20 protein-coding genes are annotated in these 25,307 nt (G+C 63.7%); 7 read left to right on the top strand and 13 right to left on the bottom strand.

The window, feature by feature from the left end; translation table 11 throughout:
• Window positions 1-76: 76 nt before the first annotated feature.
• Window positions 77-1,555, bottom strand: a complete 1,479-nt coding sequence (locus JFC13_RS10530; protein WP_198397023.1) for an HNH endonuclease — start codon at window positions 1,553-1,555, stop codon at window positions 77-79.
• 85 nt (window positions 1,556-1,640) lie between these two features.
• Window positions 1,641-3,155, bottom strand: coding sequence for an MFS transporter (locus JFC13_RS10525; protein WP_198397022.1), 1,515 nt, complete (start codon window positions 3,153-3,155; stop codon window positions 1,641-1,643).
• A gap of 160 nt (window positions 3,156-3,315) precedes the next feature.
• On the opposite strand from JFC13_RS10525, the gene JFC13_RS10520 reads away from it, so the two are divergent.
• Window positions 3,316-4,026, top strand: coding sequence for a hypothetical protein (locus JFC13_RS10520; RefSeq protein ID WP_198397021.1), 711 nt, complete (start codon window positions 3,316-3,318; stop codon window positions 4,024-4,026).
• Between the two features lie 253 nt (window positions 4,027-4,279).
• Here JFC13_RS10520 and JFC13_RS10515 read toward each other — a convergent pair whose 3' ends face one another.
• Together JFC13_RS10515 and JFC13_RS10510 are read right to left on the bottom strand one after the other, a co-directional pair.
• Complete coding sequence (locus tag JFC13_RS10515) at window positions 4,280-5,371, bottom strand: branched-chain amino acid aminotransferase (RefSeq protein ID WP_198397020.1); 1,092 nt, start codon at window positions 5,369-5,371, stop codon at window positions 4,280-4,282.
• A 151-nt stretch (window positions 5,372-5,522) separates the two neighbouring features.
• Complete coding sequence (locus tag JFC13_RS10510; RefSeq protein ID WP_198397019.1) at window positions 5,523-6,560, bottom strand: 3-isopropylmalate dehydrogenase; 1,038 nt, start codon at window positions 6,558-6,560, stop codon at window positions 5,523-5,525.
• A 189-nt stretch (window positions 6,561-6,749) separates the two neighbouring features.
• On the opposite strand from JFC13_RS10510, the gene JFC13_RS10505 reads away from it, so the two are divergent.
• Both JFC13_RS10505 and JFC13_RS10500 read left to right on the top strand, forming a co-directional pair.
• Window positions 6,750-7,601, top strand: a complete 852-nt coding sequence (locus JFC13_RS10505) for an HpcH/HpaI aldolase/citrate lyase family protein (protein ID WP_198397018.1) — start codon at window positions 6,750-6,752, stop codon at window positions 7,599-7,601.
• A gap of 34 nt (window positions 7,602-7,635) precedes the next feature.
• Window positions 7,636-8,430: a phosphatase PAP2 family protein gene (locus tag JFC13_RS10500; RefSeq protein WP_198397017.1), complete on the top strand. Its 795-nt coding sequence runs from the start codon at window positions 7,636-7,638 to the stop codon at window positions 8,428-8,430.
• A 36-nt stretch (window positions 8,431-8,466) separates the two neighbouring features.
• Here the strand turns inward: JFC13_RS10500 and serA are convergent, their stop codons facing one another.
• From serA to JFC13_RS10475, 5 genes are all read right to left on the bottom strand, one after another.
• The gene (serA, locus tag JFC13_RS10495; protein ID WP_198397016.1) at window positions 8,467-10,059 is read right to left on the bottom strand and encodes a phosphoglycerate dehydrogenase; all 1,593 of its coding nucleotides are present in this window, start codon (window positions 10,057-10,059) and stop codon (window positions 8,467-8,469) included.
• A gap of 110 nt (window positions 10,060-10,169) precedes the next feature.
• Window positions 10,170-11,462, bottom strand: a complete 1,293-nt coding sequence (locus JFC13_RS10490) for a GNAT family N-acetyltransferase (protein ID WP_198397015.1) — start codon at window positions 11,460-11,462, stop codon at window positions 10,170-10,172.
• Between the two features lie 129 nt (window positions 11,463-11,591).
• Window positions 11,592-12,623: a ketol-acid reductoisomerase gene (ilvC, locus tag JFC13_RS10485; RefSeq protein WP_143922433.1), complete on the bottom strand. Its 1,032-nt coding sequence runs from the start codon at window positions 12,621-12,623 to the stop codon at window positions 11,592-11,594.
• A 148-nt stretch (window positions 12,624-12,771) separates the two neighbouring features.
• A complete protein-coding gene (gene ilvN, locus JFC13_RS10480; RefSeq protein WP_198397014.1) occupies window positions 12,772-13,284 on the bottom strand; it encodes an acetolactate synthase small subunit in 513 nt (170 codons plus the stop codon).
• Window positions 13,281-15,218 (bottom strand): acetolactate synthase large subunit, encoded by a 1,938-nt coding sequence (locus JFC13_RS10475; RefSeq protein WP_198397013.1) that lies wholly within the window; start codon window positions 15,216-15,218, stop codon window positions 13,281-13,283. Before JFC13_RS10475 ends, ilvN begins: the two co-directional genes overlap by 4 nt.
• 345 nt (window positions 15,219-15,563) lie before the next feature.
• Between JFC13_RS10475 and JFC13_RS10470 the strand changes: the two genes are divergently transcribed.
• Both JFC13_RS10470 and JFC13_RS10465 read left to right on the top strand, forming a co-directional pair.
• Window positions 15,564-17,375 (top strand): ABC transporter ATP-binding protein, encoded by a 1,812-nt coding sequence (locus tag JFC13_RS10470; protein WP_198397012.1) that lies wholly within the window; start codon window positions 15,564-15,566, stop codon window positions 17,373-17,375.
• The gene (locus JFC13_RS10465; RefSeq protein ID WP_198397011.1) at window positions 17,372-19,225 is read left to right on the top strand and encodes an ABC transporter ATP-binding protein; all 1,854 of its coding nucleotides are present in this window, start codon (window positions 17,372-17,374) and stop codon (window positions 19,223-19,225) included. Before JFC13_RS10470 ends, JFC13_RS10465 begins: the two co-directional genes overlap by 4 nt.
• 69 nt (window positions 19,226-19,294) lie before the next feature.
• Here the strand turns inward: JFC13_RS10465 and JFC13_RS10460 are convergent, their stop codons facing one another.
• Both JFC13_RS10460 and JFC13_RS10455 read right to left on the bottom strand, forming a co-directional pair.
• Window positions 19,295-20,017 carry a hypothetical protein gene (locus JFC13_RS10460; RefSeq protein ID WP_198397010.1) on the bottom strand — a complete coding sequence of 241 codons (723 nt, stop codon included), beginning with the start codon at window positions 20,015-20,017 and terminating at the stop codon, window positions 19,295-19,297.
• A 473-nt stretch (window positions 20,018-20,490) separates the two neighbouring features.
• The gene (locus JFC13_RS10455; RefSeq protein ID WP_332839386.1) at window positions 20,491-21,120 is read right to left on the bottom strand and encodes a protein-L-isoaspartate O-methyltransferase family protein; all 630 of its coding nucleotides are present in this window, start codon (window positions 21,118-21,120) and stop codon (window positions 20,491-20,493) included.
• Window positions 21,121-21,151: 31 nt separating this feature from the next.
• Here JFC13_RS10455 and JFC13_RS10450 point away from each other — a divergent pair, with 31 nt between their 5' ends.
• Window positions 21,152-21,670 (top strand): adenine phosphoribosyltransferase, encoded by a 519-nt coding sequence (locus JFC13_RS10450; protein WP_198397009.1) that lies wholly within the window; start codon window positions 21,152-21,154, stop codon window positions 21,668-21,670.
• Between the two features lie 71 nt (window positions 21,671-21,741).
• Here the strand turns inward: JFC13_RS10450 and JFC13_RS10445 are convergent, their stop codons facing one another.
• Both JFC13_RS10445 and JFC13_RS10440 read right to left on the bottom strand, forming a co-directional pair.
• Entirely contained in the window at window positions 21,742-22,194 is a 453-nt protein-coding gene (locus JFC13_RS10445; protein WP_198397008.1) for a PTS sugar transporter subunit IIA, read from the bottom strand.
• Window positions 22,191-23,147, bottom strand: a complete 957-nt coding sequence (locus JFC13_RS10440) for a MurR/RpiR family transcriptional regulator (protein ID WP_198397007.1) — start codon at window positions 23,145-23,147, stop codon at window positions 22,191-22,193. Before JFC13_RS10440 ends, JFC13_RS10445 begins: the two co-directional genes overlap by 4 nt.
• 83 nt (window positions 23,148-23,230) lie before the next feature.
• On the opposite strand from JFC13_RS10440, the gene JFC13_RS10435 reads away from it, so the two are divergent.
• Entirely contained in the window at window positions 23,231-25,285 is a 2,055-nt protein-coding gene (locus tag JFC13_RS10435) for an HPr family phosphocarrier protein (protein ID WP_198397006.1), read from the top strand.
• Window positions 25,286-25,307: the final 22 nt, after the last annotated feature.

Below are 25,307 nucleotides of genomic sequence, written 5' to 3'. Positions count from 1 at the left end.
GCAGAGGGAATTCTCGCTGCGCGGCCGAGGACACGATGCTCTGCCGGGTGCATCAGAGTGCCGAGAGCCTGGTGCATCAGACTGCAGAGACGAATTCGGCCAGTTGTCCGACAAGGCACATCTCCACCTCGCTCGGCGGCTCTTCACGACGGTGCCACATATCTACCTTGAGGGATTCGAATCTTCCCTCAAGCCTCGGCGCTTCGACCTTTCGAAATGGAGGAATCCTCACTGTGAAGGTGTTGGGGTTGCTGGCTTCATCCGATGTCGGTTCGTCGGCGAGATTGGAGCGGGGAAGCTCGCTGGAATTCGTCGTCGGGGTCCCGAGCGGTCTGGTGCCGATCTGATACCTGTGCCCTGTGGGAGTCCGGACGACCAACTCTTCTGCTGTGGCCTCGTGTCGCCAACCGGGAAGCTCCTTGATGAAGTTGCAGGCAGCGCACAGTCCCGATGCATTGTCCCAGTCGGTCTCACCACCCGCGGCGAATGCCTGCGAGTGGTCCGCGTGTTTGATCTGGGCATCGCACCACGGTGATCGGCAGACGTCATCGCGAATCACCACCATGCGTCGAAGCAGTCCGGAGAACTCACGTCGCTTCGAGTCCATTCGTACCAGCTGTCCGTCGGACGGACGCGTGTACAACCTGCGGATGAAGACTGAGGCTTCGTTCTGGGCGATGAATTCGCGTGCCGTCTTTGCCGGAATCGGGCCGAAGCCGGGAAACCACGCTGGAGTCTCGCCTGGGTCGAAGAGGCTGTTCTCATTCATCACCACATGGACTTCGGTAGGGATGGCCTCAGCACTGTCTTGGCCCGTGGTTCTCTCGACCAAGAGATCGGCCATGACCTGTCCTTGAGTTCGCCCTTCGGACAGTCCTGTCCCGACGATGGACTGTGCCGATCTCGACAGGTTGGAATACGCTGCCACCGCCTGCGACAAGGGGAGGAGCGCTGTCAGATACGCCATGTTTCCTGGTGCAGGACGCACAGTGACGGCACGTTCTTCCACACATCTGTCGAGGTGTTCGACGGCTGCTTTCTGGTCGAGCTGCTGAGCCAGTGCGCGAACCTCGTTGCCCAGCCGACCGACACCCACCTCGGCGAGGCGGTCGGCCATCCGATCATCGACCTGGTGACGCTTGTCCCTGGGGAGCCAATCGGTCTCCTTCGCAACAACTCGCGCCTTCTCCTCTGAGATGTGTCCGCTCTTCAAGGAGGCATAGGTCTTCGGCAGATCCATCAACAGGGACCTGGCGAAGCCGAGCAGTCTGCTGCCTCTGGCCCGTGAGACCTTCCGAGCCAACCCGATCTCGGCACCGAGGCCCTTGCCCTGTCTGCGGCGCGACATTCCTTCTTCGGCTTCACGATTCCGACGGTGCATGTCGAATGTCAGCGTCTCTCTTGCCTGAGCTGCCGCACTCACTGAGGTCAGTTCTTCCAACGCAGTGATTCTGTCGATCGCTTCGTCCTCCGTCTGCGCCGGCGGCAGATCGGACAGCACTTCGCGCCACCGATGAATCTCGGTGATCACGTCTGAAACCGACTCCGCTTCCATATCAATCACAGTAGCGGTCGGTCCTGACACGAGATTTCCGATCAGTGTCAGCCCAGGTCAGAGGTGAAGCCAAGCGATGGGAACCTCAATCGAGCGCTTCGCCCGTGGTCTCGCGCGCAAGCAGACTCATCAGGACCACCGCCACGATCACGAGCAGTCCTGTGAGGATGAAGGTCACTGTCAGTCCGAGGACTGGCCACATGAATGCACCGAAGACCAGCGGAGCGATACCGGTTGCAATGCGTGAGGCGGCAGATGCCCAGCCGAACCCCGAACCTCGCAGACGAGTCGGGTACAACTCCGACACGTAGGTGTAGAGAGTGGGAATCGCGATCTGCACGACGAACCCGAAGCCGATGATGCTGGCCTTAGCGGCGAAGGTCAGCTCTGAGCCTGAGGCCTCGATGAACACTGCAGCGCCGACCAAGAGGAGGGCGGAGACGGTCGAGGTCACGCCGAGCACCCATTTTCGGCCCACACGTTCGACGATCAGAGCCGAGACGATGACGCCGAGGATGCCCACTGCGGTCATCGACCCGGTGACCATGAATGCTGCTTGATCGCCCATGCCCTGCTTCTTCAGGATGCCCGGCAGCCACGTCAGTGCCGCGTAGTAGACAAGGAGAACGGACACGAACAGCGACCAGGAGACGAGAGTCGTCTTCGCCGAGTACTGCCAGAGCTGGACCAGCTGGCCGCTGGCTGCACGAAGCTGTTTGTTGACGGAAGTCACCGTTCCAGCCGAGTCCGATGTCTTCACCGGCGCCTGGGCCGCGCCGGTTACGTCGCCCGTGCCGGTGGCCTGGGCCGCGGTCGTGTCGGTGGCCTGGGCCGCGGTCGTGCCGCTGGCACCGGAAGCGTCGGTCGCGCCCGCGGTGGGGACATCGTGGGTCCACGTCGTCACCTCGGCGCCGGTGCGCTCAACGAGCCGGGAGATGATGGCGTCGGCTTCGGCGTACCGTCCGACGGAAGCAAGGTAGAGGGGTGATTCGGGAATTCCGAAACGCACGGCAACCGTCAGCAGCGCGGGCACGATCATGACAAGCATGATGAGGCGCCAATCCCCCACGTCCAGCAGCGTTGCAGAGACGAAGGCGCACAGCGAGGCGCCGATCGGCCACCAACCGTCCATTGCCGTCAGGACCCGACCACGGTGCTTCTTGGGGGTGAATTCCCCGACGAGTGCATAGTCGACGGGGATGCATCCGCCGAGCCCGAATCCAGCGAGGAATCGGAAGAGGATGAACCAGCTGAACGCAGGAGAGAAGGCTCCAGCGACGGTGAAGATCGAAAACACGAGGAGTGTGAGTGTGAAGGCCTTCTTGCGGCCGATGACATCAGCGATGCCGCCCCAGATGAAGGCACCCAACGCCATGCCGATGAGGTTGGCCGTAGCGATCCAGGCGGCCTGGCCTACGCTCAGGCTCCAGTAGTCGCTGAGCAGTGGGATGAGGAACCCGTTGAGGGCGACGTCCCAAGCGTCGAACATGAACCCGAGGCCGCCGATGATGAAGATGGCACCTTGAGTTCGCCACCGCCACGGAAGGTTGGCAACGACTTCGGAAGCGGTCGGCGTAGACGCCGAGGTTGCAGTAGACACGAGGCCACAATACCTCTTTAACGCATTTGTGAGTAAAATTGCCTGCATCTTGTCTGCGCGCTTGGATCCAGTCCGATGGAAGTCAGAGGCGTTTGCGCGACTCTGTAGAATTCCAGCCAACGGACCCCCAGGAGGACTCGCCAGCAGGAGGGCACGGCCTATGTTCAGCAACAGAGTCCCGCCTTCGTCGGCGATCGTCAATGCACTTGCGACGGGAACCACACCCGGGCGGGTTCGGCTCAGCGTCAGCGCCTGCGGAATCTTCTTCGTCGGCATGGCCCTGTGGCTGGGAATCGCCCTTCTGCTCCTACCTGAGCCAAGTTCACTGCTCTGGATCATCCCGGTCTCAATCGTCCTCGGCACTGCGGTGACAATCGTCTTCACTCGTTGGGGTGCAGCGTCGTTGATGCAGTTCGTCGCTGATCGCACTGGCGTGGTTCGAGTCGTGATGGGCCGGGCAGGTGTTGTTCGCCTGTCGAAGAGGATCGGACAGCGCAGCTATTTTCGCCGGGACTTCGTGCTGGGCGGTCTCACAGTCCTCGGCGGCATCGCTATTGCCACCCTGCTGATCGCACTGGGGGCAGGACGCGACGTCGTCCTCGGAGTATGTGCCCTCCCGCTCACCTGGCTCCTTCTGGCCAGCGGAATATTCATGTTGAGAACGGCATTCCGCATCCGGTCGACCGACATTCCCTTGGAGGGAGTCTCTGCTTCTCCGCTCGCGGCTGTCTATCTCCGTTCGGGCGGCGCGGCGGAGGACCTGAGCCGCGGAATCGCAGCCGATCGCCTGGTCGGCGGCCTCACCGACTCCGACCTCGTCGACGCGGCTTCGGTAGCTCGCGTGCTCTCGCGGATTCGCCACACCATCTGAACCATGTCCACCTTCTGAACCACGCCTGCCGAGCCACGTTGACTGTGTCGAGCAGACCGAGCCACGTCGACTGTGTCACGCCAGCCGAGCCATGCCTCCTTGAACCCCAGCGTCCGTTCTGTCGAAATTCGCATGCCACATCAAAAAGTCCTGTTGCAGCTCAAAAGGGCCGGGTGCCGCGATCGAAATCGCAGCACCCGACCCTCTCAATGTAGGACGACCCGAGCCGCCTCGTCTGAGCAGCCCCCAGACTTCAGGCCAGACGAACCATCCAGTTGTTCTTGTCCTCGGCGCGACCGTACTGGATGTCGAGCAGAGTCTTACGGAACTCCATGGTCTTCTCACCAGGCTTTTCACCGTGGTCGATCGTGGATTCGGTGCCGATGACACGGCCGATCGGAGTCACGACTGCGGCGGTGCCACAGGCGAAGGCTTCGACGATGTCGCCATTGGCAGCTCCCTTACGCCATTCATCGACGGAGATCTTGCGCTCTTCCGGCTTCAGGCCCAGCTGCGGGGCGAGGTCGAGCAGGGACCGGCGAGTGACACCGTCGAGGATGGAATCACCGAGCTCCGGGGTGAGCAGGCGGCCATCCTTGGTCACGAGCATGAGGTTCATTCCGCCGAGCTCATCGACGTATTTGTTCTCTGCCGCATCGGTGAACAGCACCTGCTGGCAGCCCTGGGCTGCAGCTTCGTTCTGCGCCGCCAGCGAGCCCGCGTAGTTGCCGCCGCACTTGGCGAATCCGGTGCCGCCGGCGCCGGCGCGGTTGAAGTTCTGCGACAGCCAGATCGAGACGGGCTTGATGCCGCCGGAGAAGTAGGGCCCGGCGGGGCTGGCGATGACGTAGTAGTCGACCTCATGGCTGGAGCGCACGCCGAGGAACCGTTCGGTGGCGATCATGAAGGGGCGCAGGTACAGGCTCGATTCGTCGGCTTCGGATTCAGGGGTGGGAACCCACTGCTGATCGAGTGAGACCAGCGCCTTGATCGATTCGATGAAGTCGGATTCCGAGATCTGCGGCAGCGCAAGACGCTCGGCGGACTTGTTGATGCGCGCAGCGTTGCGCTCGGGACGGAAGGTCCAGACGGAGCCGTCTGCGTGGCGGTAGACCTTCATACCTTCGAAGATCTCCTGCGCGTAGTGGAACACTGCAGCCGCAGGATCAAGCACCAGCGGGCCGTACGGCTTCACCTCGTGAGCGTGCCATCCATCGTCAAGGGTGTACCTGACATGGGCCATGTGGTCGGTGAAGTAGAGCCCGAATCCGGGGTCCTTCTTGATGTTCTCGCGCACCAGCTCGGGTTGCGGCTGGACATTCTTGAGAACGGCAAACTTGGTCATAAGAACTCTTTTCTCATTTGTGATGAGTGACACTGTCAGGGTAGTCCATCACCCCGGTGCGCGTCGCACCGGGGTGATGGCTCACGAATCGTCCAGTCGGCTCTCGTCTCGCCGAGGTGGTCGTGCCCAACCTCGGCCCCTGCAGGCCACGTCAGCTCAGGCGGGCAGCGATCGCGTCGCCCACCTCGGCGGTGGATCGCTTGGTTCCGTCGCGGTCGGCCAGATCGGCTTCGACAGCGGTCTCGATCGACTTCGCCACGACTTCGAGCCCCAGGTGCGAGGCCATGAGCGCACCCGAGAGGATCGAGGCGGTCGGATCGGCGATCTGCTGTCCGGCGATGTCCGGTGCCGATCCGTGGATGGGCTCGAACAGGCTCGGTCCCGTGCCTTCGACGTTGAGGTTGCCCGAGGCGGCCAGACCGATGCCGCCTGTGACAGCCGCGGCGAGGTCGGTGAGGATGTCACCGAAGAGGTTGTCGGTGACGATCACGTCATAGCGGCCGGGGTCGGTGACCATGTAGATCGTGCACGCGTCCGTGTGCTCGTAGTTGAATGTCACCTCTGGGTATTCTGCGCCGACCTTCTCGACGACGCGACGCCATAGGTGACCCGCGTGGACCATGACGTTGTGCTTGTGGACGTAGGTGAGCTTCTTGTTCCTGGCCTGTGCACGTTCGAACGCATCACGGACTGCCCGCTCCACGCCGTACCAGGTGTTGATCGAGACCTCGGTCGCGACCTCGTAGGGGGTATCGGTGCGCACCGAGCCGCCCATTCCGGTGTAGGAGCCTTCGGTGCCTTCGCGGACGACGACGAAGTCGATCTCGCCGGGGTCGGCCAACGGGCTGGTGACTCCAGCGAAGAGCTTCGAGGGACGCAGGTTGACTGCGTGGCTCAGGCCGAAGCGCATCTTGAGGATCACACCTCGCTCGAGCACACCCGACGGCACACTCGGGTCACCGCAGGCGCCGAAGAAGATGGCATCGTGGGAACGCAGCGATTCCAGCTCGTCGTCCGTGAGTGTCTCGCCGGTCTCGTGCCAACGCTTGGCACCGACATCATAGTCCGTGAGATCGAGTTCCACGGGTTCGCCGGACACCTCGATGGCGCGCTTGAGGACCTTGAGGCCTTCGGGGACGACCTCGTTGCCGATACCGTCGCCGGGCATGACTGCAATTGAAAACTTCATGGACTCAGACTAGAACTCATCTCAGCATGCAACTTGATCGTCCTACTATTCGGACACATGTCGACTGCCGGGTTCGGTGAATCCCGTGATCCACAATTTCATGTCTCAAACTTCGTTCCCGACTACAATTCCGCGGCCCGAGCGTCGAAGATGGGAGGAACACCCCGAAACCCCAGAGAAAGTCGATCATTGACAGACACGATCCGCAACGCCCGTGCCGCCGCACTTCCCGCCAAGCTCTCCCGCTCCTGGCTGTTGGTCAACGCGGCCAAGGAGGAGATCTTCACCGAGGCGCAGATCTCCGAATCGGATTCCGTCATCTTCGACCTCGAGGCCTCGGTCTCCGACGACAAGAAGCTCGCCGCCCGCGACAATGTCGTACGTGCCCTTGAAGGCGGCATGTCCGCATGGGTCCGGATCAACAAGATGGACTCCGAGTTCTGGGACGACGACCTTGCCTCCATCGCCATGCTCCCCGGCCTGCGCGGAGTGATGCTGCCCGAGACAGAACGTCCCGAGCAGGTCTCCTACACCGCGATGCGCGCGAAGGCAGGACTCCCGGTCATCGCTCTGCTCGAATCTGCGATGGGTGTGGAGAACGCGACCAGGATCGCCGAGGCGCCGGGCACATTCCGTCTTGCCTTCGGAACGAACGACTTCCGCAAGGACACCGGCTTCTCCGGCGATCCGATGGCACTGGCCTATGCCCGCTCACGACTGACAATCGCCTCGCGCATGGGTGGACTGCCCGGTGCGATCGACGGTCCTTCAGCAGCCACTGCCAGCGATGAGCAGGTCCGCACGGATGCCGAGGTCACCCACATGATGGGCATGACCGGAAAGCTCGTGCTCAACGTCGATCAGGTCGTGACGCTCAACGAATCGATGAGCCCGAGCGAAGACGAGCGCGACTGGGCCCGCCAGCTTCTCGAGGCTGCCGAGGGCGGCTCCGAGATCACGGACGGCTCGTACCTGCCACGTCTGGCACGCGCAAAGAAGATCGCCTCCCTGGCGTCGACCTACGGGCTCTGGAACGCCTGAGCCTGATCTTGAGTCTGAGTCCGAGCCCTCAATAGTGTCGGTCCGTCAACCCTCGTGGATTCTGTGGTCTACCCTGCCGGCGGTCCTCCTCGTCGTTGCCTTCGGCCTGTGGCTGAGGGTCGATGTCTCCGGGCCCACGACGGTTGATCAGGACTGGCTGAATTTCGTCGGACTTGAGCCCGACACCTCCGGGTACTGGCTGGCGGTCATCCTCGCCGAGGTGGGCGGGGGCACGGGGGCCGTGATCTGCACCGGCCTGCTGGCCGCGATCTTCGTCCTCCTGCGACGATTCCGCTCCGCGGGCGTCCTCGTGACCACCATGCTCATGGGAATCGGGCTGTCCGAGCTGCTCAAGGCCGTGGTCACTCGGGTCCGCCCCAGTGAGCAGCTCTATGACTCCCTGGGCTATTCCTATCCTTCGGGCCATTCCATGGGCGCGGCCGCACTGGCCTTGGGGCTGGCATTCATTGCCTCCCGTGCGCATATGCTCCGACTGGCCGCGGTGGGCGCAGTTCCCCCGTTGGCGATCCCACCGGAGAACAAGACCGAGACTGTCCCTACTGACACCGAGACTGTCCCCACCGAAACCGCAGCCGTTCCGACCGAGATCACTGCCCCGCTCGAACCGGTGCGCCTGCGGTTCCACTGGTCGATGGTCCTGGCCTTCGCGTGGATCCTGCTGATGATGTGGTCGCGCACAGCGCTGCAGGTGCACTGGCTCTCCGACACGATCGCCGGAGCCCTCATCGGCATCTCGGCTGCAGTGCTCGCCGACGAGCTCTGGACCTGGGCGACGACAAGGACCCGTTCACCTCATCATCAGAGTTGAACGGGTCCTTCTTCGATCTGCTGTTTCCTGTGGAGTTCAGTCCTCGCTCAGTGAGACTCCGCTGAACGCTGAGGCGTTGACGGCTCCGGCCACTGCCTTGACGACTTCCTCGGATACCGCCGAGTCGACTGCCAGCACGGAGAGTGCATCGTTGTCGGTCGCCGAAGGCGAGACCTGCATGCCGGCGATGTTGATGTCGTTGGCGCCGAGAGCCTGGCCCAGCTGACCGATGATGCCGGGACGGTCCTCATAACGGAAGATGAGCAGGTTGTCGGTGAGCTCGATCTCCAGGTCGAAGTCGTTGACCTCGGTGAGCTTCTGCACGAGCTTCGGACCGGTCACGGTGCCCGAGACCGAGATCCGCTGCCCTTCGCTCGTCGTCGCGGTCAGCCGTGTGACGTTGCGAAAGGATTCGCAGTACGGATCGGTGACGAGTTCGACGCCGATGCCGCGCTCCTCGGCCAGCAGCGGTGCGTTGACGTAGGAGACCTGATCGGACACGACGTCCTTGAACAGGCCCTTGAGCGCTGAGAGCTTGAGGACGGACACGTCCTTGTCCGCGATCTCGCCGTTGACCTCGACCTTGAAGTGAGTGACAGAGGAGTTCGCCAGCGAGTTGACGACTCGGCCGAGTCGTTCGGCCAGGGGAATGCCCGGGCGCACGTCCTCGTGGATGGCTCCGCCGGCAACGTTGACCGCGTCGGGAACGAGTTCTCCGGCCAGGGCCTTGCGCACGGACTTGGCCACGGCGACGCCGGCCTTCTCCTGTGCTTCAGCGGTCGATGCGCCGAGGTGGGGCGTGACGTTGACGGCGTCGAGTTCCATCAGCGCCGAGTGCTCCGGAGGTTCGGTGTTCCACACGTCGATGCCGGCACCGCCGACCTCACCTGCGGCGATCGCCTCGGCGAGGGCGTCCTCGTCGATGATGCCGCCGCGGGCCACATTGATGAACCGTGCGCCCGACCTCGCGATCTTGAATTCCTCGGTGCTGATCATGCCGATCGTCTCCGGGGTCTTGGGCATGTGGACGGTGACGAAGTCGGACACGGCCAAGAGCCCGGGCAGGTCGACGACCTCGACGCCCATCTGTGCGGCGCGAGCCTGTGTGATGTAGGGGTCGTAGCCGACCAGACGCATGCCGAAGGCCTTCGCGCGCTCGGCCACGAGACCGCCGATGCGACCGAGTCCGACGATGCCCAGAGTCTTCTCGTAGAGCTCCACGCCCGTGTACTTCGAACGCTTCCACTCCCCCGCCTTGAGCGAGGTGTTGCCGGCGCCGAAGTAGCGTGCGGACCCGAGGATATGGGCCATGGTCAGCTCCGCCGCGGAGATGATGTTCGAGGTCGGAGCGTTGACGACCATGACACCCGCCGAGGTGGCCGCCGGGACGTCGACATTGTCGAGTCCGACGCCGGCGCGGGCGATGACCTTGAGACCCTTCGCCGCGCCGATCGCCTCGGCATCGACCTGAGTGGCGGAGCGGACGAGGATCGCATCGGCATCGACGATGTCGTTGAGGAGCTGAGAGCGGTCAGCGCCTTCGGTGTAACGGATCTCGAAGTCGCCTCCGAGGGCATCGATGGTGGCCGGTGACAGATTTTCGGCGATGAGCACGATGGGCTTGGGCACTGAGTTCCTCCTGTTGCGTCCGGGACGCGTCCATCTTATGAGACTTTGTGAATGCTTTCACAAAGTCTCAAACTCTGGGAAGGGAGTCTCCGCTCACTCAGGTGTGGGTCTCAGAACCCGTTGGGTGAGTACGGCATGCGTCCCAGGTTGAACATCGAGCTGGCGCGTACGGCAGCCCCTGGCACGTTCTCGTCGATGCGTCCTGCGCGGGCGAGGATGACGGGGTCGGCGCCGCCGAAGTAGAGGGAGCCGAGTTCCGCGATGCCCATGCTCAGATCGGCCGGAGCCGAATCGGGGGCGGTTTCGACGACGGCGTTCTCACCGTCGGAGGTGATCGTGTAGCGACCACCAGCCAGATCGAGGGAGTCGTCGATCTCCAGTACCAATGTGCCGGGCACGTACCAGGGCCTGGCTTCGAGCGCTGCCTTGACGTCGAGGATCCGGATCCAGATGTTGTCCTCCGTGGACACGGTCCGAACACGGCGGGAGTCGGTGAGCAGCCAGGGCAGCGGCGAGTCCTCGGCGGATTCTCCGAATGTCACTCTCGTCGACAGATCGATGGCGGCCAGGAACGACCAGAGTGAGGCATAGGCGGCATCGGTGACCGCGACGAAGTCGATGAGATCGATCGTCGGCGGATTCTTCGACCAGCCGGCGAACTTATAGGACACGTAGCCGTCGGGCTCTCCCTGCTCGTTGAAGTGCAGGGCGGCACGCACACCGCGGTCGGCTTCGCCTGTGTCGGTGTTCAAAGCACCGGTGGCGCGCTCAATGTAGGTCTGCTGGCGTTCCATCGCACCCGGAGAGGTGCGCATGAACTCCCCGTAGATCCTCGGGGCCAGTTCGCGCAGTTCGCTGGGCAGACACATCTCGACTCGGCGGTCGGGTTCGTGGACCATCTTGAAACCGGGTGAGGTGTCGACCTCGATGGAGTGGGCCCAGGTGGCGACGCCGAAGCCGAAGCGGGAGTAGATCCCACCTTCGGTCGCTGTCAGTGCGGCGAACGGGTATCCGTCGGCCTTCGCCTCGGCGAGGTCGCTCGTCATCAGTGACCGCAGCAGTCCGCGCCGGCGGTGCGTCGGGCGCACTGTCACCCATGTGATCAGGTGACCGGGCACCAGACGCCCGCCGCCCACGTTGACCAGCTTCTCGAACCACGCGAAGGTCGCCACGGGAACGCTGGCGTCGAGGGCGTGTTCGTATTCCTGCTTCGCGTAGACGGCGGTGAGATTCCGGCCGTCGGCGATGGCTCGCTCGACACGGTTCTTCAGCGCATCATCGGTGGACCGAGCGTCGTGGAATCCCACACTCGTCGAGGCGAAGTATCCCTGCGTGCGTTCATCGGGGGCGCCGGTGGACTCGTCGAAGGCGGGCTTGAAGTTCTCGAACCTGTAATTCGTCACGATTCCAACAGTAATTCACATCACCAGGATTGCGGGTCCGCAATGAGTGGAAATAGTCGCCTCCCACCGGAGCGGGTACGACGAAGCCCCGGAGGCCAAGCGGCCTTCCGGGGCTTCGTGGTGTGACGATCAGCGAGCGGCAGTGCCCTCGGTGTAGTCGTCATCGGAGTCCTTGAGCCACGCGAACATCTTACGCAGTTCGCGGCCTGTGGTCTCGATCGGGTGCGTCTCTTCCTTCGAGCGCAATTCCTTGAACTCGGCCGCACCGTTCTTCTGGTCGTTCATGAAGCGCTCGGCGAACTTGCCGTTCTGGATGTCCGCGAGGACGGCTTCCATGTTCTTCTTCACGTCCGGGGTGATGACGCGAGGTCCGGAGACGTAGTCGCCGTACTCAGCGGTGTCGGAGATCGACCAACGCTGCTTGGCGATTCCGCCCTCGACCATGAGATCGACGATGAGCTTGAGCTCGTGGAGAACCTCGAAGTAGGCGATCTCCGGCTGGTAGCCGGCTTCGGTGAGGACCTCGAAGCCGTATTGCACGAGGTGGGAGGTGCCGCCGCAGAGAACGGTCTGCTCGCCGAAGAGATCCGACTCGGTCTCCTCCGTGAAGGTGGTCTTGATGCCACCGGCACGCAGTCCGCCGATGCCCTTGGCGTAGGAGAGCACGAGCTCCCAGGCGCTGCCGGTGGCGTCTGCTTCGACGGCCACGAGAACGGGGACGCCGCGTCCATCGACGTATTCGCGACGCACAACGTGTCCGGGACCCTTGGGCGCGACCATGATGACGTCGACGCCCTCTGGCGGCTGGATGTAGTCGAAGCGGATGTTGAAGCCGTGGGCGAAGAGCAGAGCGTTGCCGGGCGACAGGTTAGGCGCGATCTCAGCATTGTAGATCTCGGCCTGAACCTGGTCAGGAGCGAGGATCACAACGAGGTCGGCCCATTCGGAGACCTCGGCCGGGGTGCCGACCTCGAGGCCTTCGGCTGCGGCCTTGTCGCGGCTGGCGGAGCCTTCCTTGAGGCCGATGCGGACCTCGACACCGGAATCGCGCAGGCTCAGTGAGTGCGCGTGGCCCTGGCTGCCGTAGCCGATGACGGCGACCTTCTTGCCCTGGATGACGGACAGATCTGCGTTGTCGTCATAATAGCGTTCTGCTGCCATAGTTCTCTTGCTCCTTCAGAGGTTTGGGGTACTCCCCCATTGTTTCACAGTTCGGTACTGCTGTTCACTTGTTGAGATGGTTGATGTTCCACGAAGTGGAACGTGAGGACGTCAGCTGCGTAGGGTTCAGCTGCGCAGTGTCACAGGTTCAATTGCGTAGGGCGCGGTCGGTGATCGACTTCGATCCGCGACCGATGGCCACGGTGCCCGATTGGACGATCTCCTTGATCCCGAACGGCTCGAGGACTTCGCGCAGGGCCTCGACCTTGCCCAGCTCGCCGGTGGCTTCGACGCTGACGGAGTCGGGACCCACGTCGACGATCTTGGCACGGAACATCTCCACTGCCGCAGCGACCTGCGGACGGGTGGTGGCGTTGGCCTTGACCTTGTAGATGATGTGGGCTCGTCGCACCGAGGTGGCCGGTTCGAGCTCGACGATCTTGATCACGTTGACCAGCTTGTTGAGCTGCTTGGTCACCTGCTCCAGCGGCACGTCCTTGACGTCGACGACGACCGTGATGCGCGAGAGCTCATCGTGTTCGGTCACGCCCACGGCGAGGCTGTGGATGTTGAAGCCGCGACGGGCGATGAGGCCGGTGAAGCGAGTGAGCACGCCGGGCTTGTTCTCGACCAGGACTGAGAGTGTGTGCCGGTTGTTCATTCCAGGCCTCCTTCGATCTGTGCCACGGAGCGAACCGTGCCGTCTTCTTCCGTGCCTGCGTCCGCGATCTTGTTCTCGGCCTGCTCGTCGCCTTCGCCGTCGAACTCGGGGCGAATGCCGCGTGCGTATTCGATCTCGTCGTTGGAGACTCCGGCGGCGACCATCGGCCACACCATGGCATCCGGTGGGACCGTGAAGTCGAGGACCACGGGACGGTCGTTGGTCTCCAGCGCCGTCTTGATCGCAGCATCGACATCGTCGTTGCTGTCCACGCGCAGGGCCAGGCAGCCGTAGGCCTCGGCGAGTTTGACGAAGTCGGGGATCCGGATCGTCTCATGGCCGGTGTTGAGATCGGTGTTGGAGTACCGGCCGTCATAGAACAGGGTCTGCCACTGACGAACCATGCCCAGTGACGAGTTGTTGATGATCGCGACCTTGATCGGGATGTCGTTGAGCGCGCAGGTCGCGAGTTCCTGGTTGGTCATCTGGAAGCATCCGTCGCCGTCGATGGCCCAGACCACCCGGTCCGGTTCGGCGACCTTCGCCCCCATCGCTGCAGGCACCGAGTAGCCCATGGTGCCGAGGCCACCGGAGTTCAGCCATGACTTGGGGCGCTCGAACTCGACGAACTGAGCGGCCCACATCTGGTGCTGGCCGACACCGGCCGCGTAGACCGCCTCGGGTCCGGTCAGGGCCGAGATCCGCGAGATCACATACTGCGGATCGCAGAGTTCATCCTGTGTGTCATAGCCCAGCGGGTAGGTCGTCTTGAGGCGATTGAGGAAGCGCCACCAGGGCTCGCGCTGACGCTCGAGAGCCTTGGGGAACTTGCCGCGCATCTCGGTGAGCATCTCCGCAAGCACCTCGCGGGCATCACCGACGATGGCGACGTCGACGTCACGATTCTTCCCAATCTCCGCCGGGTCGATATCGGCGTGGATGACCTGCGCGTTCGGGGCGAAGGAATCGAGGTTGCCGGTGACTCGGTCATCGAACCTGGCGCCGATGGTGATGAGGAGGTCGGACTTCTGGAGGGCGGTCACAGCGGGCACGCTGCCGTGCATACCGGGCATCCCGAGATGCAACTGGTGCGAGTCGGGGAACGCACCGCGAGCCATCAGGGTCGTGGCGACGGGAATGTTGGTCGCCTCGGCGAGCTTGAGCAGCTCCTTCTCCGCCTGGGAGCGGATGACACCGCCGCCGATGTAGAACACGGGGCGCTGGGCATCCGAGATGAGCCGGACGGCTTCGCGGATCTGCTTCGCATGCGGCTTGAGGATGGGACGGTACCCGGGCAGCTGCGGCTCCTCGGGCCAGACGAAGGGAGCGGTGCCCGTCTGTGCGTCCTTGGTGACGTCGACGAGGACCGGGCCGGGCCGGCCTGTGGTCGCGATGTGATGGGCGTTCAGTATCGCCGAGGGAATGTCCTCGGGCTTGGTCACGAGGAAGCTGTGCTTGGTCACCGGCATCGTCATTCCCACGATGTCGGCCTCCTGGAAGGCGTCGGTGCCCAGCAGCTTCGAGCTCTGCTGACCGGTGATGGCCATGATCGGGACGGAATCCATATGGGCGTCGGCGAGCGCTGTGATGAGGTTCGTCGCACCCGGACCCGAGGTTGCGATGCACACGCCCAGCTTGCCCGATGCTGCGGCATAGCCTTCGGCCGCGTGCCCGGCTCCCTGCTCGTGGCGAACGAGGATGTGGCGGATCTTATCGGTCTCGAACAGCGGGTCGTAGGTCGGAAGGATGGTGCCGCCGGGAAGGCCGAAGACCGTCTCGACTTCGAGGAGCTCGAGGCTGCGGACGATCGCCTGTGCTCCGGTGAGGACCTCAGGGGTCGAGTTGCGTCGAATGCTTGACGGGGTCGCGGTCACCGGGGCTGGGCTGGGCGCAGTGCCAGTTCCCGCTGACTGGGCCGAGGGCGTGGCTGCCATCGTTTCGTATCCTTCCTAGTGATCCATCTTGTCTCCGCATGAAAAAAGCCCCTCCGGTTTCGGTAGGGGCGCGCGGAACGTGTCGTGTTGACAGGCTACGGAAGATCCGCGCGCTGAGTAATAACGACGACAAGAAGGTGAGTCATGGCTCAATAGTTCACCGCTGGCAATAAGCGTGTCAAACGTCGCAATGGATCGTCTCGAAATTTGGGACTGACGTCGACTGAAGGGTGAGACCGAAGGCCGGGGTCCGCAATCGCGGCTATCAAGCCGCCCACGGAGCAAGGGAAGGTTCGATTGTGAGAACCATGGACTACGACACGCGCCCAGACTAGGCTCTCAAAGGTGCGTCCCCTCTTACGTTTCTGGCCCGATCTGCGTTCTCGCATCGGCGTGTACATCGCTGTACTCGCCCTCACACTCCTGGCCAACGGCATCCAACTGATCATCCCCCTGATCACCGGTCACATCATCGACGGCCCCATCGCCCACCGTGATCTCTCGGGTCTGTGGCTGCCCGTGCTCGGGGTCCTCGTCATCGGCATCGCCGAGGCGGTGGCACTGTGGGGTCGCAGACTCCTCGTCGCTCCGGTCGTCGCCCAGTGGGAGATCACCTGGCGATCACGTCTCTTCGACCGACTCCAGTACACCTCGGTGGCCATCCACGATTCGTGGGAATCAGGACAACTGCTCTCGCGCGCGATCAATGATCTCTCCCAGCTGCGACGGTTCTTCGCCTTCGGGATCCCCTTCCTCGTGACGACCCCGCTGATCATCATCATCGGCACCATCATCCTCACCTTCCTGCAGCCGGTCTTCGGTCTGATCATGCTGATCATGGCCATACCGACGATTGCGACGGTCACGGTCTTCGAGAAGCGGTACCGAGAGGCCTCCCGGCTCTCCCAGGACACCGTCGGTGAGATCACCACCGAAGTCGAGGAGTCGATTCAGGGGATCCGGATCCTCAAGTCCTTCGGCCGCTCCCCCTGGGCGGCACAGCGGTTCTCCCTGCTGTCACGGAAGTTCCAGAGCATCGAAGTGCGCAAGGCGAAGCTCGACTCCTGGTTCTGGAGTGTGCTGATCCTTCTGCCCACACTCGCCCAGGCCGCCATCGTGGCGGTCGGCACCTGGGGCGTCGTGCAGGGGTGGACGACGATCGGCACCGTCGTCGCCGGCGTGACCATCTCGATGGTGATGCGGATGCCGATCGAGATGCTCGGCTTCCTCCTCGCCGATGCCCTCATGGCCCTGACCGCCGCGGCAAGGTACTGGGAGGTCATCGACATCCGACACGACATCACCGACGCCGACGGTCGGATCGCCGATGCCCCCGATGTAGGTCGCTACAAGGGTGAGCTGGATTTCGAGGATGTCGACTTCCACTTCGCCGACACCGACCGCGAGACCCTGAAGAACCTCAATCTGCATATCGAGCCGGGCCAGACCCTTGCCATCGTCGGTGCGACCGGGTCGGGGAAGACGACTTTGGCCTCCCTCGTCCCACGCCTGCAGGACGTCACCGGCGGTTCCGTGCGCGTGGACGGCACCGATATTCGCGATCTGCCCGTCAACGAGGTGCGCAACCTGGTGTCCGTGTCCTTCGAGGACCCGATCCTGTTCTCCACCTCGGTGGCTGAGAACGTGAGCATGGGTGCGCCCGGGGTCGACGACGACGCGATCTGGCAGGCCTTGGAGATCACGGCTGCAAAGGATTTCGTCGAGCGGCTGCCGGAGGGGCTCGATACGCAGGTCGGCGAGCAGGGCCTGTCTCTGTCCGGTGGGCAGCGACAGCGCCTGGCCTTGGCGCGTGCTGTGATCGGTGCGCCCCGCATCCTCGTCCTCGACGATCCGCTGTCCGCGGTCGACGTCGATACCGAGGATCGGGTGCAGCGGGCGCTGCGGGAGATCCTGCCCGATTCGACGACGCTGGTCATCGCCCACCGTCCGTCCACCTCGGCGCTGGCCGATGCCGTTGCCGTCCTCGACGAGGGTCGCATCGTCGCGTTGGGCACCCACGATGAGCTGCTGGGCTCTTCCCCGCTCTACCGTGAGCTCATGGGTGCGGCGGCTGCCACGGCCGCGCGCACACAGAGCGCCTCCGCGGCGTCTGAGCATTCGGCGGCGGAGCACTCGTCGGAAGGGGGCACTCGATGAGCATTCCACGCCTCAATGAGGACGAGGTCGAGCAGCTTCCGCCGGACATCGCGAAGAAGGCCCGTGCGCTGCTCCTCTCACTCGTTCGACCGCATCTGCCGATGGCGATCTTCCTATTCGTCATCGTCGTGCTCACCGCTCTATTCCTCGTCATCGGTCCGATCTTCATCGCCGATGCGCTCGACAAGGGTGTTCCGAGAGCTGTCGAGGGCGATCCAGAGCCGCTGATTCGGGCAGTCTCCGCCTTCGTCATCTCTGCCATCGCCTCGGCGGTCCTCGCTTTCACCTCGACGAGGCTGGTCGGCATCACCGCTCAGAAGGTCGTCTACACTCTCCGCTCCCGGCTGTTCAATCACATCCAACGCCTCGACCTGGGGTATCACGAGCGATCGACCTCGGGTCGGCTGGTGTCGCGGCAGACCTCTGACATGGAGTCGGTGCAGCAGTTCCTCACCTACTCGCTCTTCGACACGGCGCTGGCTCTGTTCGAGATGACGTTCATCGCCGTCACCCTCATCGTCCTCGACGTGCCCCTGGCCATCGTGGTCTTCCTCGGGTTCATCCCGCTGTTCTTCATCACCAAGTCCGCCCATACATCACAGCGCAACGCCTACCGCCGGACTCGGACCTCGATCGCCAAGGTCATCGTCCACTTCGTCGAGACCATGGGCGGGATCCGTGCTGTTCAGGCCTACCGCCGGCAGCCCGATCGCCGCGGCACCCTCAAAGACGAGGACACCCAGTACCGCGACGCCAACACCGATGCTCTGCGCGGCGTGGCCTGGTTCGCGGGCTGGACGCGGCTGGTCGGCAATGTCACGCAGACGGTCATCATCATCGTCGGCGCGTGGCTCGTCATCGAGGATTGGACCCAGATCGGCGTGCTCGCGGCGTTCATCCTCTACCTGCGCCGGTTCTACGGTCCACTTGATGAACTGGTTCAGTCATTCAACCTCTATCAGTCCGCCTCGGCGGCGCTGGAGAAGATGGCCGCCGTCCTCGACACCGATCCCGAGGTGGTGGCACCGACGAGTCCGAAGGCCCTGCCAGCGCACAGATCCCACCAGACCTCAGGCACCACCTCGGCGGCGGAGGAGCTGGCTTCGAAGCCCAGCGGGCGCTCGATCGATCTCAACCATGTCCGCTTCTCCTACGGCGACGGTCCCGATGTCCTCCCCCGGTTCGACCTGCGCATCCCAGCGGGAGAGATCGTGGCCCTCGTGGGCGCCACAGGCGCGGGCAAGTCGACCTTGGTCAAGTTGGTCACGCGGTTCTACGATCCCAGTGAAGGTCGGATCACCATCGACGAGGTGGATCTGCGTGATCTCGACGATGCTCAGCTGCGTCAGAGCGTGGTCATGGTCACCCAGGAGTCGTTCCTGTTCGCGGGCACGATCGCCGACAATATTCGCATCGGCAATCCCGATGCCGGTGATGACGAGGTCCTCGCCGCTGCTGTGGCCGTCGGCCTCGACCCCTATATCCGCAATCTGCCCGAGGGCTACGCGACGGATGTGAAGAAGCGCGGCGGCCGGCTGAGTTCGGGACAGCGCCAGCTTGTGTCCTTCGCCCGCGTGTTCTTGGCGAACCCGGACATCGTCGTCCTCGACGAGGCGACCGCCCACCTCGACATCCCCTCCGAACGGCTGGTGCAGAAGGCGCTGGCGACAGTCCTCGAAGGCCGAACCGCGATCATCATTGCCCACCGGCTGTCGACCGTGGAGATCGCCGACCGTGTCCTCGTCATGGACTCCGGGCGCATCATCGAGGACGGCACGCCGGATGAGCTGATCTCCGGTGCAGGCAAGTTCGCCCAACTCCACAAGGCGTGGCGGGACTCGCTGGTGTGAATGGCAGTTGCTTGCTCTCAGCTACCTCAGCCTGCAAAAGCACACCGCCTGCACTGTGCTTTTGTGGGTTCACGTAGCTGATGGCTGAGCCATACGTGCCCTTACCAATCGAGCCAACTCAGTGAACTTCTGCTGACGAAATAGATCTTTCCAAAAGATCCTCACGACATGATAGCCAAGCGCTCTCAGCTGCCGCTCACGCTCACGTTCTCTGTCAAAGGCCACTCTGTGATCACGGTCGTCGAGGAAGTACTTGCCTCGTCCGTCGAACTCCACGATGATCATCGCCCCTCGATGCAGGAAATCGACACGGGCTATGAAGCGACCCTGCGCATCGCGGACTTCGACCTGAGACTCGAAATCGAGGATTCCGTTTTCGAAGAACCGAACTGCGACAATCGATTCGGCAGGTGACTCTCTGAGGGGATCCGTCAAGCTGATTGCCTCAGTGACCCGATTCTCGTTCCTCACCTCATGGGCAGCCTGTACCACGTCGAAGAGCTGAGCCTTCGACACCTTGTTTCGTCGCAATGCATTGTCGAGCATAGGAACACTCACGTCCAAGCCGTAGTCTCGGGCGACATCGACGAGAGTCCGGGCAAGAGTGGTGACGGCGACATCTCCGATTCTAGCAACATGCTCCGGCGGGAGCGTTCGTCTTCTGACGATCAGATTTGCGTGGCGCCGGCTGATACCCGGCCGAATCACTTCAACGCGCCCCTCGATCGGTCGAGCGACCTCAAGCGTCCACAGGAGAGCGGCCGAAATAGGGGAGAAGACTTCATTTCGCACTCGGCCACCCGCGCTCTGCTGGCGATCGCTCGCTGTATCCGCGCGAGCCCTGATGAGAACTTTCAGTCGCTCGAGGACATCGCGAAAATCGTTCGTATTCACTAGAAGCTCTGCATCTTCTTGGTCGACAGATTCCCAAACTCGCCGATGCCGTTCATTGTCACATCTTCGTCGGACAGCGAATCGACCGCGGGCGACGCGTTCCAAGCAGCATGCGGCCGCCTTGCGAATATCACGCTCAGACAGTCCGAGCCTGAGCAATCGAGCAGTGTCGAATACCTGGTACATGCATCAATATTGCATCTAATGCCATCATATGACAATAAACAATAATAAAATACCTCACTTCAGCTACCTCAGCCTGCAAAAGCACACCGCCTGCACTGTGCTTTTGTGGGTACACGTAGCTGATGGCTGCCGTAGTTTACGACTTGCCTGCGGAGGAAGCTTCTCTCCCGGAAGAAGTCACGCGATCAGTCGCGGATGAGCGGGACAAAGCGGTACTGTCCGTGCCGCGTGATGGAGACGTCGTGGTCACCGGTTCCGGTGACCACGACCTTCAACATCTCCCCTGCCACGGGGATGACCATGACGCCGCCGACCCTCAACTGCTCGATGAGTTCGGTTGGCAGAGTCTGTGCTTCAGCCGAGACGAGGACCCGGTCGAATGGGCCAGCATCCGGCCGGCCGAGGGTTCCCGGGTCCGCAGTGATGATCTCGACGTTGCTCAGATCGACAGTGTCAGGATCGAGCCGCCGCAGCGACGCCCGTGCGCGTTCGATGAGCCGATGGTGGCGTTCCACGCCAGTCACCTGTCCACGCGGACCGACGAGGACGCCGAGGAGAGCCGCTGTCCACCCCGAGCCTGAGCCCACGTCGAGCACCCGATGCCCGGGCCGCGGTTCGAGTAGCTCGAGCATGTCCGCAACGGTGCTTGGTTGGGAGTTCGTCTGCCTCTCGCCGATTGACAGCGGCACATTGCTGGAGGCGAAGTGTCGTTCTTCCTCGGGTAGGAACAGCTCACGAGGCACCTGGGAAAAGGCCTCTGGGACCGAGACCTGTGGATGCTTGGACTCCATGGCGACCCCCATTCCGGTGTCCACTACGATACTCCCCACCGAGTATCGTTGACCCGTGACGAATACAGATCTCCAACGCGCGAAGACCCTGATCACTTCGATTCCCGACTATCCGGAGCCGGGGGTGAACTTCCGTGACATCTCTCCCCTGCTTGCAGATGGTGCCGCCATGCGTGCCGTCACCGAGGCGCTCATCGCACCGTTCGAGGGACAATTCGACATCGTCGGCGGCCTCGAAGCTCGCGGTTTCCTGTTCGCCGGAACCATCGCGGCGATGACAGGTGTCGGCATCCTGCCCATCCGCAAGGCCGGCAAGCTTCCCAGACCGGCAGCAGCAGTGTCGTATTCGCTCGAGTACGGAACCGCCACGATCGAGGGCCCCGATGTGCTCAAGTCCGGCGAACGCGTTCTGCTCGTCGATGACATCCTCGCCACAGGTGGGACGCTCACTGCCGCTCAGGCGCTCGTGAAGGACCTCGGCGCGGCGGTCATCGGCTCGGCGGTCGTCCTCGAGCTCGAAGCGCTCGGCGGGCGCAAGCTCACCGGCGATGTGCACACACTCTTCACCGACTGAGGTCGACAGCGACCTGCTCGGGACGAGTCCCGGCCGGACAGGGTACGAGTCCACACATCCCTGCCGCGAACTCAAGCCTGCTCGAGGAGCCGATCCCCGGCGCTCACGGAACCCTCTTCCGTCACCGTCAGCGATTCCGCCTCCCCCTCGAGCACGATGACCGGCACAACCAGGGATCTGCCAGCGGTTCGGGCGGGTGCGGTGTCCCAGGTGATGAGCCGATCACCTGTGTGCACCGTCTGCCCCGCCTCGGCGTGCATGGTGAATCCGTCTCCCGCCAGTTCGACGGTGTCGATGCCCAGATGGACGAGCACCCCCGGACCGGCTTCGGTGACGATGACGAATGCGTGGGGCTTGAGAGAGGTGAGAGTGCCGGACACCGGCGCCAGGGCCGTGACGGAGGCTGAGCCTCCGGGATCGATAGCCGTTCCGGGGCCCACAAGCGCCTCGGCGAACACGGGGTCGGGTACATCTGCGAGTGGAATCACGGTGCCGTTCACCGGTGAGGAGATCGTCAGTGTCATGGTTGGTTTCCTGCCCTTCTGCGACGGGGTGCCAGGCGGCGGTGGGACGTGCCGACGGCGTCTCGCGCACGAGCCCCGCGGCGTTGGAATACAAGGGTGAAGAGAACGTCGACGATGAAGAGCTGGCCCGTTCGCGAACTCATTGCAGCCGATCGCATGCCCGACTCCCGGGCTGCGACGCCGATGAGGACATGGTCGGCCGAGGTCAGGGTGCTGCGGGGACGAACAGTCAGGGCCACCGTGGGCACCCCGGACTCCAGTGCGGCGGCGAGGGGTTCGACGATGTCGGAGGTCTCTCCTGAAGAGGAGATGACGATGAGCAGCTCCTCGGGTTCCATGAGCACGGCAAGCGTCATCGCCATGTGACCTTCGGTGACGGCGCGCGAGGTGAGCCCGATGCGCTCCAGCTTCGTCGACAGGTCCACAGCGACGAGCCCCGATGCTCCGATGCCGGCAATCACCGTTCGTCGTGCCGAGATGATGGCGTCGGCCGCAGCCTCCAGCGCGAGAATGTCGAGGGAGGCCGCGGTATCGGCGAGCGCCTGCTGCTCCTCGGCCGCGAGTTTGGCCACGACTGTGACGGCATCGTCATCGGCGCTGATGTCGGCGGGCAGCCCGCTGGGGCGGCTCACTTCTTCCTGCGCGGTGGCTGCCGCGAGCAGGGTGCGAAATTCCCGGAAGCCGCGGCAACCAGCGGCCTGGGCGAGCCTGATCACGGAGGCTTCAGAGGCCAGCGAATGCGAGGCGAGCTGCTGGACGGTCATGGGCACAGCCGCACGGGGATCCTCGAGCACAGTGCGTCCCACCGCAGCCGGACCGCGGCTGAGCGTGGGCACGAGTGAGCGCAGGCGAACCAGCAGGGAAGCAGGGGTCACAGAGTTGACTGCGCTCGCGCTGTCGGTGGCGGTGACCACAACACCTCCGATGGAGTTCTTCTCCGCACCACTTCCCATAAATTGGAGTTTTGCACCTAGACTGACGATGTGTCAAAGATCACTATCAGGCTCCGACGCCGAGGTCGGGGCGAGGAGAAGTCGTGAGGGTGCAGGGAATCGGTGCGAGCCAAGGCTGCATCCTGGGACCGGTCCACCGGGTGATGCGCACGGTCGTCGAACCCTCCGACACACCACGTCCGGCCGGTTCCGAGACAGAGCTCGAACTCGAGCGCTTCCACGCGGCGGCCTCGGCCGTTGCAGAATCTCAGTCGGCAGCGGCGTGCGCCGCGCAGTCAACAGCACGTGATGTGCTCGAGGCGACGGCGGAGATGGCCGCCGATCCCGCACTCACTGCCCTCGCGAACCATCACATCCAGGACAGACAGCTCACGGCCGAGCGGGCAACCTGGGAGGCCACCGGCGAGCTGCGGGCACGTCTGGAGGCAGTCGGCGGGTATTTGGGAGAGCGGGCCGCGGACGTCGATGACATCCGGGACCGGATCATCACCGCTCTGCGCGGTGGCTCTCTCACGATCACCCTGCCCACGACACCGTCGGTCCTCGTCGCGGAGGCACTGTCCCCCACCGACACCTCGGGTCTCGATCCCGCTGCCGTGCTGGCGATCGTCACGGCCACGGGCGGAGCACAGTCCCATTCGGCGATTCTCGCCCGGGCACTGGGCATTCCTGCCATCGTCGGAGCCGGCGACGAGGTCATCGACATCCGCACAGGCACCGAGGTCTTCGTCGACGGTTCCACCGGAGTCCTCAGCGACGATCCCACCGAGGCCGAGAAGAACCGGGCCGCACAGTTCGCCGAAACACGGTGGACCGCACCGGCGTTCACGGGCCACGGCGAGCTCGCCTGCGGGAGACGAATCCCGCTGCTGGCCAATGTCGGCTCTGCTGCAGAGGCGAGCGCCGCCGCTGCGGCCGGTGCTGAAGGAATCGGGCTGCTGCGCACGGAATTCCTCTTCCTCGATCGCGACGAAGAGCCCAGCGTGGCCGAACAGGCAGACGTGTACGCGGAGATCTTCTCCCATTTCCCTGACCGTCCCGTCGTCATCCGCACCCTTGACGCCGGTTCGGACAAACCTGTGCCGTTCCTTCGGGGCAACCGTGGCGAACCCAATCCGGCTCTGGGCATGCGCGGCTTCCGCACGCATTCCTTCGCACCCGAGGTGTTGGCACGCCAGATCGAGGCGATCGCCCGCGCGGCGAAGCCGACCACCGCCGAGGTGAAGGTGATGGCGCCGATGATCACCACCGCATCGGAGGCCGCCCGGTTCGCCTCGCTCGTCCGCGACGCCGGACTGGACTCCGCCGGTGTGATGGTCGAAACCCCGGCCGCGGCACTGTGCGCCGGCTCCGTCCTGCGCCCGGTCGACTTCGCAAGCATCGGCACGAACGATCTCACACAGTACACACTGGCCTTCGACCGCGAGCTCGGCGACTACGAGGATCTGCAGTCGGCCGGGCACCCCGCTGTACTCCGACTCATCGAAGCCACCGCTCAAGGTGCTGCCCGTGCCGGTGAAGATCCGCGTTCGGCTTCCCGCACGCCCGCCGATGCGGCCCCGCTTCCCGTGGGGGTCTGCGGGGAAGCCGCTGCCGATCCCGAGCTCGCCGTCATCCTCGTTGGCCTGGGGGTCTCGACGCTGTCGATGTCGGCGCCCGCTCTGCAGCGCGTCGCCGCTCGCCTCGCCGAGGTGAGCCTTGAGCAGGCTCGCGATCGAGCCCGACAGGCACTGGACGGGACCCCGTGGAGCAGCGACGATGCTGATGCTGCGGGAAACGAGCAGTCCGCGAAGGCCGAACCAGATGCAAGGGCGAAAGCGTCCGTCACCGATTCGGACACCACCGTCGAAGTCGGCTCGGACACTCACGCCGATACGATTCAGCGCACCATCCATGTCACGGCACCGACAGGACTCCATGCTCGGCCGGCGGCTCTGCTCGCCCGGGCAGTGAAGGCACTCGACGCCGAGGTCAACCTGCGTCGGACCGGCGACGATGCGACCGCCTCGGCGACCAGCGTCATGGACATCATGGGACTCGGCATCGACCCAGGACACGATGTCGAGGTCAGCGCGTCCGGCCCGGACGCCGCCGCTGCGGTCGCGGCTGTGGCAGCGGCCGCCACCGGGGAGGCATGAGATGCGGTGGAACAACCTCGGC

Origin of the sequence: Brevibacterium antiquum, assembly GCF_016107655.1 — a bacterium.
Lineage (GTDB): Bacteria > Actinomycetota > Actinomycetes > Actinomycetales > Brevibacteriaceae > Brevibacterium > Brevibacterium antiquum.
This window is presented reverse-complemented; position numbering and strand designations above follow the sequence as displayed.